Origin of the sequence: Xanthomonas sp. fls2-241-TYG-148 (assembly GCF_030208815.1) — a bacterium.
GTDB lineage: Bacteria > Pseudomonadota > Gammaproteobacteria > Xanthomonadales > Xanthomonadaceae > Xanthomonas > Xanthomonas campestris.
Genome location: NZ_JARVTE010000001.1, coordinates 652,148 through 665,181, shown reverse-complemented (window position 1 = coordinate 665,181; position 13,034 = coordinate 652,148). Strand labels below are relative to the sequence as shown.

Annotated in this window: 16 protein-coding genes and 3 other RNA genes; 8 read left to right on the top strand and 11 right to left on the bottom strand. The window is 66.0% G+C overall.

The window, feature by feature from the left end:
• The first annotated feature begins 83 nt into the window (after positions 1-83).
• Positions 84-257 carry a DUF1328 domain-containing protein gene (locus tag QRM60_RS03075; protein WP_003489471.1) on the top strand — a complete coding sequence of 58 codons (174 nt, stop codon included), beginning with the start codon at positions 84-86 and terminating at the stop codon, positions 255-257.
• Positions 258-422: 165 nt separating this feature from the next.
• On the opposite strand, the gene QRM60_RS03070 is transcribed toward QRM60_RS03075, so the two are convergent.
• Entirely contained in the window at positions 423-686 is a 264-nt protein-coding gene (locus tag QRM60_RS03070; RefSeq protein ID WP_228438932.1) for a DUF2789 domain-containing protein, read from the bottom strand.
• Between the two features lie 129 nt (positions 687-815).
• On the opposite strand from QRM60_RS03070, the gene QRM60_RS03065 reads away from it, so the two are divergent.
• A complete protein-coding gene (locus QRM60_RS03065; protein ID WP_042599337.1) occupies positions 816-1,082 on the top strand; it encodes a DksA/TraR family C4-type zinc finger protein in 267 nt (88 codons plus the stop codon).
• 13 nt (positions 1,083-1,095) lie between these two features.
• Here QRM60_RS03065 and QRM60_RS03060 read toward each other — a convergent pair whose 3' ends face one another.
• On the bottom strand, positions 1,096-1,689 hold the full coding sequence (locus QRM60_RS03060) for a mechanosensitive ion channel domain-containing protein (protein WP_042599338.1): 594 nt from the start codon (positions 1,687-1,689) through the stop codon (positions 1,096-1,098).
• 131 nt (positions 1,690-1,820) lie between these two features.
• Here QRM60_RS03060 and QRM60_RS03055 point away from each other — a divergent pair.
• Positions 1,821-1,894, top strand: a non-coding RNA gene (locus QRM60_RS03055) — sX9 sRNA.
• A 153-nt stretch (positions 1,895-2,047) separates the two neighbouring features.
• Here QRM60_RS03055 and QRM60_RS03050 read toward each other — a convergent pair.
• Entirely contained in the window at positions 2,048-2,305 is a 258-nt protein-coding gene (locus tag QRM60_RS03050) for a hypothetical protein (protein WP_285445582.1), read from the bottom strand.
• 295 nt (positions 2,306-2,600) lie between these two features.
• Positions 2,601-2,675: non-coding RNA, sX9 sRNA (locus QRM60_RS03045), on the bottom strand.
• Positions 2,676-2,771: 96 nt separating this feature from the next.
• Here QRM60_RS03045 and QRM60_RS03040 point away from each other — a divergent pair.
• The 3 genes from QRM60_RS03040 to QRM60_RS03030 are packed head-to-tail and all read left to right on the top strand — an operon-like array spanning position 2,772 to position 4,785.
• Positions 2,772-3,359: a sigma-70 family RNA polymerase sigma factor gene (locus QRM60_RS03040; RefSeq protein WP_285445581.1), complete on the top strand. Its 588-nt coding sequence runs from the start codon at positions 2,772-2,774 to the stop codon at positions 3,357-3,359.
• Positions 3,356-3,889 (top strand): hypothetical protein, encoded by a 534-nt coding sequence (locus QRM60_RS03035; protein ID WP_285445580.1) that lies wholly within the window; start codon positions 3,356-3,358, stop codon positions 3,887-3,889. Before QRM60_RS03040 ends, QRM60_RS03035 begins: the two co-directional genes overlap by 4 nt.
• A gap of 11 nt (positions 3,890-3,900) precedes the next feature.
• A complete protein-coding gene (locus QRM60_RS03030; protein WP_115530057.1) occupies positions 3,901-4,785 on the top strand; it encodes a DUF4097 family beta strand repeat-containing protein in 885 nt (294 codons plus the stop codon).
• A 101-nt stretch (positions 4,786-4,886) separates the two neighbouring features.
• Here the strand turns inward: QRM60_RS03030 and QRM60_RS03025 are convergent, their stop codons facing one another.
• The 4 genes from QRM60_RS03025 to QRM60_RS03010 form a co-directional block, all read right to left on the bottom strand.
• Positions 4,887-5,072 (bottom strand): hypothetical protein, encoded by a 186-nt coding sequence (locus tag QRM60_RS03025; RefSeq protein ID WP_008578219.1) that lies wholly within the window; start codon positions 5,070-5,072, stop codon positions 4,887-4,889.
• Positions 5,073-5,261: 189 nt separating this feature from the next.
• Complete coding sequence (locus QRM60_RS03020; protein WP_285445579.1) at positions 5,262-6,644, bottom strand: Hsp70 family protein; 1,383 nt, start codon at positions 6,642-6,644, stop codon at positions 5,262-5,264.
• A 130-nt stretch (positions 6,645-6,774) separates the two neighbouring features.
• Positions 6,775-7,248 carry a peptidylprolyl isomerase gene (locus QRM60_RS03015; RefSeq protein ID WP_011036503.1) on the bottom strand — a complete coding sequence of 158 codons (474 nt, stop codon included), beginning with the start codon at positions 7,246-7,248 and terminating at the stop codon, positions 6,775-6,777.
• A 157-nt stretch (positions 7,249-7,405) separates the two neighbouring features.
• Positions 7,406-8,368, bottom strand: a complete 963-nt coding sequence (locus tag QRM60_RS03010; protein WP_285445578.1) for a cation diffusion facilitator family transporter — start codon at positions 8,366-8,368, stop codon at positions 7,406-7,408.
• Positions 8,369-8,486: 118 nt separating this feature from the next.
• Between QRM60_RS03010 and QRM60_RS03005 the strand changes: the two genes are divergently transcribed.
• Positions 8,487-8,822: a zinc ribbon domain-containing protein YjdM gene (locus QRM60_RS03005; protein ID WP_285445577.1), complete on the top strand. Its 336-nt coding sequence runs from the start codon at positions 8,487-8,489 to the stop codon at positions 8,820-8,822.
• 138 nt (positions 8,823-8,960) lie between these two features.
• On the opposite strand, the gene QRM60_RS03000 is transcribed toward QRM60_RS03005, so the two are convergent.
• Positions 8,961-9,758, bottom strand: coding sequence for a DUF6491 family protein (locus tag QRM60_RS03000; protein ID WP_285445576.1), 798 nt, complete (start codon positions 9,756-9,758; stop codon positions 8,961-8,963).
• Between the two features lie 360 nt (positions 9,759-10,118).
• On the opposite strand from QRM60_RS03000, the gene QRM60_RS02995 reads away from it, so the two are divergent.
• Positions 10,119-10,193: non-coding RNA, sX9 sRNA (locus tag QRM60_RS02995), on the top strand.
• 248 nt (positions 10,194-10,441) lie between these two features.
• Here QRM60_RS02995 and QRM60_RS02990 read toward each other — a convergent pair.
• Positions 10,442-11,497 carry a L,D-transpeptidase gene (locus tag QRM60_RS02990; protein ID WP_343237642.1) on the bottom strand — a complete coding sequence of 352 codons (1,056 nt, stop codon included), beginning with the start codon at positions 11,495-11,497 and terminating at the stop codon, positions 10,442-10,444.
• A gap of 414 nt (positions 11,498-11,911) precedes the next feature.
• Positions 11,912-13,006 (bottom strand): alkene reductase, encoded by a 1,095-nt coding sequence (locus QRM60_RS02985; protein WP_285445574.1) that lies wholly within the window; start codon positions 13,004-13,006, stop codon positions 11,912-11,914.
• Between the last annotated feature and the right edge of the window lie 28 nt (positions 13,007-13,034).

Here is a 13,034-nt window from a genome sequence, read left to right as displayed (position 1 = left end):
GGGTAGCGTGCACGGCATGTTTTCCGGCACTGCGCCGCTGAAAGCACTCGACTGACGCAACGGCTTTGCCGATAGGAGACATCATGATCAAGTGGGCCATTATTTTCGCCATCATCGGCCTGATTGCCGGTGCATTGGGCTTCGGTGGTATGGCAGGTGCGGCGATGGGAATCGCCAAGTTCCTGTTCTGGGCCGGCATCATCATCGCCATCGTGCTGTTCGTGCTGGGCATGACGATCGCCAAAAAGGTGACCTGATTGCCATGGCCTGCAGTAGCGCTTTCGAGCGCTGCTAGCAGGCGTTAGAGATACAAAAGGAGCGGCAATGCCGCTCCTTTTTTTTGTGCGTCTTGTTTTGTGCGTCCTGTAAGCGATCGCTAAGTCAGTGCAAAAGCAAGCTCTAGCTTTGCGCGAAACTGCGCTTCAGCCTGCCGACACGCCGGTGTCTTCTGCTTCGGTATGCAGGGCGATATTGAGCTGGTCGATGGTGACGATCCAGTCGGCATCGTCGATGCGCTCTTCGCGCAGCAGCTGCGCCTGGGCCGGTGTCCAGAACGGCGCTTCTTCCAGTCGCACATCGCCCGGAAGCGGGGAATGTTCGGCGATGAAACGGCGAATGCTGGCTTCGTCGGAGGGCAGGCCGAGCTGTGCAAACAGTTCGGAGAACGGGTGGACGGGGTGTTCCATGGTGGGGTTCCTGTGGGCGGCGAATCGGTGAATGCTAGAGCACCCGGTTTGAGCGCACTGTGCAGAGCCGGCTTGGATTTTGCGCCGTGCGTGCCCATTTCAGAAACAGACCAACAAGGTGATGCAGACATGGCGACCGGATGGGCGGGTGATGGGGCGGTGCAGGACCAGATCGATGCCACGGTGGACGAGGCGATCCAGCGGGCGCGCAGCCAGCTGCATCAGGGCCCGAGCCTGACGCACTGCGAAGACTGTGATGCGCGTATTCCCGAGGCGCGGCGCAGCGCTGTGCCGGGTGTGCATCTGTGCGTCACCTGCCAGGAGGCGCATGACCATGCGCAAGCCGCGCAAGGCGGCTACAACCGGCGCGGCAGCAAGGACAGCCAGCTGCGCTGATGGGTGCCGCTATTCAAGGCGAATGAAACCCGCTGGTCTCGCGCCAGCGCCGCGTGGTGCGCTGGAAGAACAGGCTGTTGGGCACCTGCAGCACGCTGCCAGCGTGGTCGCCGGTTTCTTCCAGCGTGGTGTAGATCACATTGATGTCGATGACGCGGCCCTTGAGGCCCGGCTTGTCGCCGCCTTCGAGCAGTTCAATGTGGTCATGTAGCCGGAACGGCCGCGTGGTGATGATGAGGAACGTGCAGAAGATGTTGGACAGCACGCTCCACGCAGCGAAGAACGCCACCGCACCCACCGCTGCGAATCCGGTGAACGCCGTCCACAACGTGCCGGCGGAGACGCCAATCACGTGCAGCACCATCAACAGCGCGCTCACCGAAATGATGAAGCCGCCCGCCCGCCGAATACCGATCATCATTTCGGCCGGCACGCTGTAGCGCGTGCACAGGCGTTTGAGCAGTTGGCGCAATAGCAGCCGGATCAGGCCCGCGACGGCGAGGATCACGACGATCTTGACGGCGGGCACTGCGACATCCAGCCACTGCGGGTTCCAGTGCGGCAACAGACTACGGATCATCGCGGGAAGGGGGTCGGGTGCAGCCATCAGCTCAAGCGGATACGTGGGGGCGCCTAGTGTAACGGGCTACTCCCTGAGCAATGGGTGCGTGGGCTAAGAGCAGCTATCAAAACGACTGCGCAGCCGCCAGGCGGGCGCGGCCGGTGCTCGGAATCGGCATGTACCCACGTACATTCCGGTTCCTCCGCGCCGTCCGCACCCACCTGACGACTGCTCGCTACGTTTGTCAGCCGCTCTAAATGCGCGCTCATCTGCGTGTGCTGCGTGGTGCAATGATCCATGGTCAAACGCGTGAAGCGCTGCGGTCGTGGGCCTGGGATGGCCGCTGCAATCGCTGTCATGCGGCAGGAGTGCCCTTCGTTATGTGTGGGGTCTTGGTAGTGCATTACCGTCGCTGTAGATGCATCGCCTGATAGTCCCGGAGATCGAACACGGCCTGCCAACTGTCGCGCAGCGTGCGCAAGGCGCCCCAGTGATTGGGCGATGGCACGTGCACACAGCGTGGTGGCGCAGCGCTGCTTGCAGGCAGCACGCAGGCTTCCACGCGCTGCGGGCTGAGCGATAGGCGTAAGGCGGCCGTGGGCAGCGGGCCAGGGCAGTGGGTCGGGCACAGGCTCAGCAGCAAGCCAACGATGAGGGTCATGCGGATCTCCGATAACGCCAGGGCGGGGCCGCCCAGGACAGCGGCGCGGCGCTGTGCAATCGAAGCCTTCGATGCGCCCTGCGCCAGAAAGGTTTAGAACTCCGGAAAGGTTTAGAACTCCGGTAGAAAAATGGCTGCGCCGGGCGTAGAGCGGCGAACCAACGTAGTGAGCAATCGCCAGGCGGTTGGGGGCGGTGCGGAGGAACTGGCGTGTACGGGGAGATATGCCGATTTCGGGCGTCTGCCGCGCTTGTCTGACGATTGCGCAGTCGCGTTGATGCCTGCGCTTAAGAGCGGCTAACAAAACGTAGCGAGCAGCCGTCAGGTGGGTGCGGACGGCGCGGAGGAACCGGAGTGTACGTGGGTACATGAGGATTTCGAGCACCGGCCGCGCCCGCCTGGCGGCTGCGCAGTAGTTTTGATAGCTGCTCTAAACCTTTTTGCTGCCCGGTGCATCGAACTGGCTATGCTCGATACCACCGTGCCCCCCGATGCCCCCGCTTGCGACAGCCCCGCCGACCGCGACGATGCGGCATTGGCGCGTGCAGCCGCGGCAGGCAGCCGCTCGGCGTACGAGACGATCTACCGCCGCCATGCGCCACGCCTGTATGCGGTGGTGTGGCGGCTGTGCGGCGGCAACGCCGCACGCGCCGACGATGCCTTGCAGGAAACCTTCATCGCCGCCTGGAAGGCCTTGCCGCAGTTTCGCTTTCAGAGTGCCCTGGGCACCTGGCTGCATCGGCTGGCGGTCAATAACGCATTGATGGAGCTGCGTCGCCGCGCACATTCGCGCGATCACGAGCTTGACGATGCCGATGGCGAACTGCTCGCGGCAATTCCTGGTGCTTCGTCCTGCCAGGCCACCCAAATGGATCTGGAGCGCGCGCTGGAGACCCTGCCGCCACGCGCGCGTGCGGTGCTGGTGCTGCACGACATCGAGGGCTGGAAACATCATGAGATCGCCGAAGAACTGCAGATGGCGGTCGGCAGTTCCAAGGCGCAATTGCATCGCGCACGCGGCCTGTTGCGTGCACGGCTGGGAGAACCCGTATGACCCAATCCCTTCCTCCATCCGGCACCGACGATGCGGCCTTGGTCGCGCGCCTGCAGGCCTTGCCCACGCAGCGCCAGCCAGCGCCGCAGCTGTGGGAGAACATTGCCGCCGCACTGCCGCCGGGCGGCACAGACGCGGCGCTGGCAGCACGCCGGCAGCGCCGCGCATGGCAGTGGCCAGCGGCCGGCCTTGCGCTCGCGGCTGCGCTGGGAGTGATCGCCATCGCGCCCAGGCTCACGCCTCTGCCGACTGCGCCAGCGAATGCAGCTGCGCCGCCAGCGCTGGTGATTCAGGCGCAGGCGCTGGCCGGGCAATACCAGCAGGCCATCGCGGCGGTTCCCGTGGAGCAGGCGCCGGCTGCATTGTTGCCGGCACTGAACGAGCTGGACCTTAGCGCGCAGTCGATCCACGCCGCCATCGTGCAGAGCCCGCGCTCTGCGTTTTTGTTGTCGCAGTTGCAGCGCACCTACGCGAAGCGCCTGCAATTGACCCGTCTCGCCGCACAGGGCGAGGCCTACGTCCCCAGCTGAGGAAGCCACCCATGCGTTACGCCACCTTATCCCTGTTGTTGTTGAGCGCCGTCTGCGCACTGCCCGCCGCGGCCCAGACTGCGGTGAAGCAGATCCATCCACTGGCGCGCGGTGGGCGCGTGGAGATCGAAAACATCGCCGGGCAGGTGCGCGTGCGTGGCTGGGACCGCGACGAGGTGTCGTTGACCGGCACGCTTGGGCCGGGCCAGCGGCTGGATGTCAATGAAAGTGCCGACCGGCTGCAGTTCGAGGTGGTCTATCCGCGCAGTAGCCGCAGCGGCAATGGGGCGCAACTCGAACTGCGGGTGCCGCGCGGCGCAGTGTTGCAGGCAGAGGTGGTCAGCGCCGATCTGGATGTGGATCAGATCGATCTGGCGCGGCTGCAGCTCAAGTCGGTCAGCGGCGAGGTGGTGGCCGCTGGGCGCGCCAAGGAAGCGCGTCTGGAGTCGGTCAGCGGCGATGTGCGCAGCACCGTGGCCACCACGCGTTTGAACCTGAGCACTGTCAGCGGCGAGATCGCGGCGCCAAACGGTGCCAGTGGCCAGGTGAGTGCCGAGTCGGTGTCCGGTGATATCAACCTCAGCACCGGGCAGGTGGCGCAGCTGCGTGCGCAGAGCGTATCCGGCACAACCGGGCTCAAGGTGGCAGGCCTGGCGCCAGGCGGCAGTATCGCGGCGGAAAGTGTGAGCGGAGAGATCGCGCTGGGCGTGCCGCGCACGGTATCGGCGGCGTTGAACGTAGAGGTCTTCAGCGGCGACATCCGCGCGGTGGCCGGGCGGGTCGAGCGGCCGGAGTACGGCCCAGGCAAGAGCCTGAAAACGACGCTGGGCGCGGGCAATGGCGACATCAAACTGGAGTCGCATTCCGGCTCGGTGCGTGTCGATTACGGCAACTGAGGCGTTGCAGATCCGCGGAGGGCAGCTGCCTGTGTCACCGGCAACCTGCCGTGACAGTGCAGCACGACGTGCCGCCCCGCAGGGCAGCACGTCGGTCGAACTCAGGCGCTCTTGTCGCCGTCGTTACGGGCGGGGCCGAAGTTGGTGGTGAGCACTTCGATCCGGCCGCCGGTCTTGCGAAAAGCGGCGATGTCGGCAGCGATACGCTCACGGCTGAGCGGCTGCGACTTACCTTCGCTGCGAGCGATGCTGGGCTGGGATTTCTGCTTGGTCGCGGGACGTGCCATGTGGCCTCCTGTAGCGGGGAAGTGCAAGGACACCGCGTGCGGCTAGGGTGCGCGCGCGGAAGCGGTGTCGAAGAGTGCGATCACGTTCGGTGCGTGGTCACGGCGGCACGGCGGAGCGTGCCTTGCAGGCAAGACGGCGGGGCGTCCGGCAGCAACCGCGCAGTCTAGTCGGGGCGATGTAGAGTTTCGTTAAACGGCCGCGGGCTGGGCCTCTCCGGCACCCGCGGTGGCCCAGGCCAAGCCTTGCACCACGCCGAACGACGGGTCGCCATGGACCAGGCGCGAGGCCGGGAACGCCGCTGCCACGGTGTCGCGGATATAGCCGGCGCGCGACATGCCGCCGGTCAGGAACACCGTTTCGGGCGCGGCGCTCAGGTCTGCGTTGACCTGGACCAACAGGCCTTCCAGTTCGCGCAGGTAATTGGAAGCGGCCCCGACCAGGGCGGCCGCGTCGACGTCCACTGTCAGGTCGCGCTCGATGAACTCCAGCACTGCGCTGTGCCGGTCGTGCTCGCTCAACGCAATCTTGCAGGCTTCCACGCCGCGGTACAGACGTGCGGTATTGCCGGTGTCCTGCAGGGCCTGCAGGCGACGATCGAACGGCGCCGGCACGTCCTGATACTTGTGCAGCCGGAATTCGCGCTGGCGCGTCATGTCCTGCACCATTGCCGCCTCGACGTAGTGGTGCGCCGGGACACGCGTGATGCCGCGCCCGAACAACGGCATGTAGGCGGCCAGGCTCAAGGCCAGGTCGATGTCGGTACCGCCGCGGGCAATGCCCCACGCGCGGTGCACCTGCGGGGGCGTGCTGCCGCCCACGCTGGCATGCGCGACATCCGTGGTGCCGCCGCCAATATCCACCACCACCGTGTCGTGCCGGGTGGCATGGCTGACGTGGTAATGCATTGCTGCGGCCGCAGGTTCTTCGAGGAAATCCACCTGGTCGAAGCCGGCAGCGATTGCTGCGGTCTGCAGGATCTCCAGCGCCTGTGCGTTGCCGGCCTCGCCAATGGAGCTGCGAAATTGCACCGGGCGGCCCAGCGTGGCGCTGCGGATGTTGTGATCGAATTGCTGCGAGGCGGTCAGCCGGATGTGTTCCAGTACATGTGTGGCAATGCCGGTAATGGTCTGGCGCGCGCGTGGATGCAGGTTGTAGCCCAGCATCGACTTGGGGCTCTGCACCAGGTTGCCTTCGCCTTCCAGGAAATACGCATCCAGCGCCTCGTCGCCATAGACCGCGTTCTGCAGCAATGCTGCGGAACTGCGCGGCGCACGTACTTGTTCTTCCATCCATTGCCGGCGCACCACCCGCAGGGCGTCGCGGCGCAGGCTGTCCTGGCTGGGGCTGCGCCCGGCGGCGGCCGCGTCGCGGCGTCCGGCATCGATCAGGCGTTCAAGTTCGTATTCCAGCGCCGGCGTCAGGCTGAAATCGTCCGGGTCACGCATGATTTCCGGGAAATACACGGTGGTGCGGAACTGCAATGCCTCGCCAAAGCGCACCGGGACCACCTTGCCGTCGACGATGGCCGCCGCGGCGGAGTTGCTGGTACCGAAGTCGATGCCGAGTTTCATGCGGGCGCGCCTGTGAGCGGGCCGCGCACTTTACTACGGCTGCCTGCCTGCCGTTGCGGGAGGCCTCACGGTCGGTCTGCGGCCTGCGCTGGCGGGAGCGCCGCGCACCACTGGCGCGCGGCGCAACGCCTCAGGCGGCGATGTCGGTGACGTGGCCCTGGTCGAGTTCTTCGGTGGTGGCCTCGCGTACCGCCGTCACTTCCACGGCGAAATGCAGGGTTTGCCCGGCCAGCGGGTGATTGCCATCCACGGTGACCTGCTCCGGGCCGACCTCGGTGACGGTGACCATCACCGGCCCCTGCTGGGTGCGCGCTTCGAACTGCGCGCCCGGAACCACGTCCACGTCACTCGGGAAGGCTTCGCGCGGCACGTGCTGGATCAGTTGCGCATGGCGCGGGCCGTAGCCCTGTTCCGGCGCGACATCGGCGGTGAGCGTGTCGCCGGTGCGCTTGCCGTCCAGTGCCTGTTCCAGGCCCGGCACGATGTTGCCGGCGCCGTGCAGATAGCTCAGCGGGGTGTCGGGCGTGGAGCGATCGAGCACTTGGCCGCTGTCGTCGGAGAGGGTGTAGTGAATGGTCGCAACGCGACCCTGGGTGATTTCCATGGGAAACCTCCATTGATTGAGTACAAGGGGAGTGCATCGGTCAGATCACGATGCGGGACGATGGCGCACCACAACGGTAGGCAATCGATACAGCCGATGCAACCGCGACCGCGCGTGCGGGTTACGGCAGGATCAGCTTGGTGCACACGCGCTTGCGCTACTCGGCCTGCGCGCCGCGCTCGATCTGCGCACGCCGTGCACGCCAGGTTTCCGGCGTCTGCGGCTTGACGAACAAGGCGGTGACTTCGGGATGTTTCTGCTTGGCCGCCGCTTCAATGCGGCCGATGCAGGCTTCGATCTGCGGCGTGGTGCGGCTGTCTTCGAATTCGGCGCTGAGCGCTGCAACCACCTGGTTGGGGCCCATCTGCATGGTGAGCACGCCATTGGCCGCGCGCACGTCTGGATCGGCCGCGGCGATGGCCAGCAATGAGTCGGTGACGTGCGCATGCGCAGGTTCGCCGATCAACAGGCCCTTGGTCTCACGTGCGAGCAGAAACGCCGTGAACGCCAGCACGAAGGCGATGCCGATGGAGGCGATGCCATCGAGTTGGGGCATATTGAACAGCTGCGCGCCGGCAACGCCCAGCAGCGCCATGAACAGACCGACCAGCGCGGCGCTGTCTTCCAGCAGCACGGTGAAGGTGCTGGGGTCCTTGCTCTGCCGAAATGCCTGGAAATAGCCCATGCGCCCCTTCTTGGCGCGGAACTCGCGAAACGCCACCACCCACGAGATGCTCTCGAACGCGATCGACACACCCAGCACGCTATACGCCAGCCAATGGCTGCTGGCCGGTTCGGGATTGCGCAGATGCACGATGCCTTCGTACAGCGAAACGCCGGCACCCATCGCGAACACCAGCAGCGCCACGATGAAACTCCAGAAATACAGCTCGCGCCCGTAGCCGAACGGATGCGTGGGCGTGGGCGCACGTGCCGCGCGGCGCAGGCCGTACAGCAACAGCACTTCATTGATGGTGTCCACCAGCGAGTGCACGCCTTCGCTCAGCATGGCCGAGCTGCCGGAGATGCCGGCGGCGATGAATTTGGCCACGGCGATGGCCAGATTGCCTGCCAACGCCACGTAGACGACCAGATGCGAACCACTGGGCTTGTTGGACACGGGCAACCTGCGACAACCGGGGGAGGCGACGCACTATCGCGCCGCTGCCGTGGCCGATGCGTGATCGCGGCAGGCTGCGGCTACAATCCACGCCCTCTTTGTGTTCGTAAGGAAGCCCATGTCCACCGCGCCCGCCTGTCCGCAATGCAGTCTGGACAACACCTACGCCGATGGCGAGCTGTGGATCTGCGCCGATTGCGGTTTCGAGTGGAGCGCCGCCGATGCGCCGGCCAACGCGGTGGTCGTGCGCGACAGCAACGGCAATGTGCTCGACGCCGGCGACACCGTCACCGTGATCAAAGACCTCAAGGTCAAGGGCTCGTCGATTCCGCTCAAGCAGGGTACGGTGATCCGCAATATCCGCCTGGTCGAGGACGATGCCGAGCACATCGAAGGCAACTCCGACAAGATCAAGGGTCTGGTGCTGAAGACCTGCTTCCTGCGCAAGGCCTGAGCCGCGATCTAGAGCGCTTGTTGGATCTGGAACGCATTGTAGGAGCGCGCTTGCGCGCGATAGAGCGTTATCGGTGACGCCCCATCGCGCGCAAGCGCGCTCCCACAAAGCCGTGTGTATATCGCAACGTCGGACGACTCAATCGCGCGGATACACCGCTGCGATGGTGCAGCTCTGGCGCAGGCGGGCGAGCATCCCGCCGCGGCTGGTGGCGAACTCGCCTTGCTGGCCGGAGCCGGCCGCCGCGCCGGCCAGGCTGAGCTCGTCGAGCACGGTCACCTTGTCGCCGGGATTGCCGCAGATGGCATTAATGCCCATACCGGAAACGAACTGGATGGGCGGCGCGCCGCTGAGCTCGCGGCAACTGTCCAGTAGCTCCACACGGTAGTAGCGGTGTGTGCCGGGATGGCGCGCGGAGACTTCGACCAGCAGGCCATCGGGGTCCTCCGACCACGAGCGCAGCATGCTGGGATTGAAGCAATAGCTGGAAGAACCGGCGAAGTTGCGGCGGCGGCTCTGCCGGACGGTCACCGGATCCAGCGTGGCGGTGCCATCGGTTGCGCGGTAACGCGCGATGCTGGCGTATGTCCGTGCATCGATCGGCTCCACCTGGGTGATGACGCAGCGCTGCGTGCCCGTGCCCACAAACGCGGCCGCGCCGTTGCAGACCCAGCCATGCGCAGCCAGTAACGACGCGCCGGTTTGGTTGGCAATGTCGGGGCAGTCATCGGCCAGGCGCAGGCGGAACAGGCGGCCTTGCTGGCCGGTCACCGCCAACGTGCGGGCATCGGCCTGCTGCAGTTCGGCCACCTGGCGTGCATCCAGGCAAGTGGCGTCGGGCGCAGCCGGGCGCATCTCATCGGCGCGCGATGGCGACGCGGCGGCGTACAACGCGGCACACAACAGGGCGAGCAATCGTTGGCGCATCACGCACATCCTTGGCAATGAAGTGACTGCATCATCACCGCGCGGCGCCGGTGTGGCAATCACGACTGCAGCCTTGGTTGGGAAGGAGAACGGTGGCGTACTAGCGGTCTGGAGGCACAGCGAAGCGTGCGTGCGCCGCTGCGCATCCGCTGCCTGACTACCAAGTGGGAGCGTGCTGCTTGGCGCATGCTGTGGCGCGATGCGCAGAGTCAGGCTGGATCGTTCGCGGCGGCCAAGCCGGCTTTGAGCGCGGCGACCGTGGCAGTGATCGCGGCCTTGAGCTGCAGGGTGGCACGCGCAACGACTTAGAGCAGCTATCAAAACTACTGCGCAGCCGCCAGGCGGGCGCGGCCAGTGCTCGGAATCGGCATGTACCCACGTACATTCCGGTTCCTCCGCGCCGTCCGCACCCACATGACGACTGCTCGCTACGTTTTGTTAGCCGCTCTTACTGAAGTTCCAACCATTCGGTTGGTCGGACGGCACGCCGCTTGTGCGTCATCGGGGCAGTCGATAAGCCGCTCACTGCCGTAGGCGAGGTCACCGCCACGCCGCTCGGTGTGCTCTGCTGCAACTTCGTCGAAGGCGACTACCTGCGCACCCGGACCGACGTCGCTTCGGTCATGCCGTGCGTCGCTTCGGTACGGCGAAGGTCGACGTATCCCTGCGATTCTCACCGGCCATTGCCCGCGCTACGGCGCTTCCGGCGGATCCGAATCCAGCACCTGCAGTTTGCCGCCAGTGGTCTCCGGCAGGATGTGTTGATCGGTGGCCACCAGCACCACGCCCGGCGTCAGCAGCGGCAGCAGGTTGGCGAGAAAGGCCGGCGGCACCTGCAGCCGCGCGATGGTGTTCGCATCCAGCGCCTGCCCAGCGGCCGCCGCGCTGCCGGGAATGCCGATGCGCATCCAGTTGGGCATGCGTATGCCGGGCAGCCCAGGCACCTCGCCGGGCAAGAAGCCCTGGCCAACGATGAAGGCCTGCGTGCCCAGGGGCGCGGCATCGGCAGGTGCGTGCAGCACCGCGCGGGCGCGGCCGATTTCCACCCCGTTGCGATACACCGCCAGTTGCTGGTCGCTGCTGCTGACCAGCATCGAGATCGGCCCGGTGGGCGCAAGCTCGGGCTGCCAGGCATAGGTCTGCCCGCTGGGCAGCGGCAACAGCGGGCGCTGCGCACCGGTGGAGGGGTCGATCGGGCTGAGCGCGCGCGGGTGCACCACCGCATCGGCATCCACGCCGGCCTGCGCCACAACCACCACCATGCCCATGTTGGAGTTGTCGAACAGCAGGCGGGCGAACTCGGACGGCAGATGCACGCAGCCATGCGATTCCGGATAGCCGGGCAGGCCGCCGGCATGCAGCGCCACGCCATCCCAGGTGAGCCGCTGCTGGTAGGGCATCGGCGCGGCGTTGTAGATGCTGGAGCGGTGGTCTTTATCCTTCTGCAGGATGGTGAACACGCCGGTGGGCGTCTCGTGCCCGGGCTTGCCGGAGCTGATGGTGGACACTCCGATCAGGATGCCGTTGCGATACGCATAGGCGCGTTGCTCGGTGAGGCTGACGATCACTGCCATCGGCCCCCAGCCCTTGCTCACGCCGCCCCAGATCCATTCGCCTGGCTTGAGCTGGTCCGGCGCCGTTTCCGCAGGGCTGGATTGGCGCGCGCCCCAGAACGGCACCGCAGCTGCCTGGTCGCAGAACAGCAGGGCACACAACAGCAGGGCAGGGAGCAGGCGGCGCATGGGCATTCCCGAAAATCATGTCGCACGATCCTAGCGGGGCTGCGCGTGTGCGTCATGTGCGCGCAGGTTGTGGTGGCGCTGTAGGCGATGCGGTGTTGGTTGCTGATGCCGGTGCGAAGACGACGGTTGAAGGTCGCGGGAGCCAGCTGCGGTCTGCCATGCGCTGTCGGTGTCCATTGTGCGCGTTGCGACGCAGCGTGTGCAGGTTGGGCGTGGCACCGGCGTTGCCACTCGGTGTTGTCGTGCATGTGCAACGGCGTTGCGCGCGATCAGCACTATCGCAGTCATCTGTGTCGGTGAGCCACACGCGCGTGTGGTTGTGACTTACAGCGCTCGTTTGCAGTGGCAACGCTCGGCTGCGGCTGCTCAAGAAAAATGCAGCTGCCCGATCACCTGCATGGCGACCGGGCAGCGGTGCGGTTACGCCGGCAGTGCCGGGTAGTCGGTGTAGCCTTCGGCGCCGCCGCCGTACAGCGTAGCCTGGTTCGGTTCCGCCAGCGGCGCGTTGTCGCGCAGGCGGCGTACCAGGTCCGGATTGGCAATGTAGGCACGGCCGAAGGAGACCGCATCGGTGTCGCCACGGCTGATCGCCTGTTCGGCCATCGCCTTGTCATAGCCGTTGTTGCTGATCCATGCGCCATCGAACTTGGCCCGCAGTGCGGTGTAGTCGAAGGCGATGTTGTCGCGCGGGCCGCCGGTGGCGCCTTCGATCACGTGCACGAAGGCCAGCCCGCCGATCAGGTTCAGCCGCTCCACCGCACGCTCGAACAAGGCCTGCGGGTCGGAGTCGTGCATGTCGTACACCGGCGTCACCGGCGAGAGCCGCACACCGGTGCGCTCGGCGCCGATCTCGTCGGCAATGGCCTGCACCACTTCGGCGAGCAGGCGCGTGCGGTTTTCGATATCGCCGCCGTAGGCATCGGTGCGCTGGTTGGAACCGTCGCGCAGGAACTGGTCGATCAGGTAGCCGTTGGCCGCATGCACTTCCACGCCGTCGAAGCCAGCATCGATGGCGTTACGCGCAGCTGCGCGGTAGTCCTCGATCAGCGCGGGAATTTCCTCCAGCGCCAGTGCACGCGGCTCTGAGACATCAGAAAAGCCCTGCGCGGTGAAGGTCTTGCCGGTGGAGCGGATGGCGCTAGGGGCCACCGGCACTTCGCCCGGCGGCAACAGGCTGGTGTGCGAGACGCGTCCCACGTGCCACAGCTGCAGCGCGATCTTGCCATCCTGCCGGTGCACTGCATCGGTGACCGCGCGCCAGCCTTCGACCTGTGCGGGCGTGTGGATGCCGGGGGTGTCCAGGTAGCCCTGGCCGAGCGGGCTGATCTGGGTGCCTTCGGCGATGATCAGGCCGGCAGTGGCGCGCTGGGCGTAGTACTCCACCGCCAGCGGCGACGGCACTGCGCCAGCAACGGCGCGGTTGCGCGTCAGCGGCGCCATGATCACGCGGTTGGACAGATCCAGCGCGCCCAGGCGCACCGGCGAAAACAACGGAGAAGGAGTGGAAGTAGACATCGGTCGCCAGGTTGAAGGAGAAAATGCG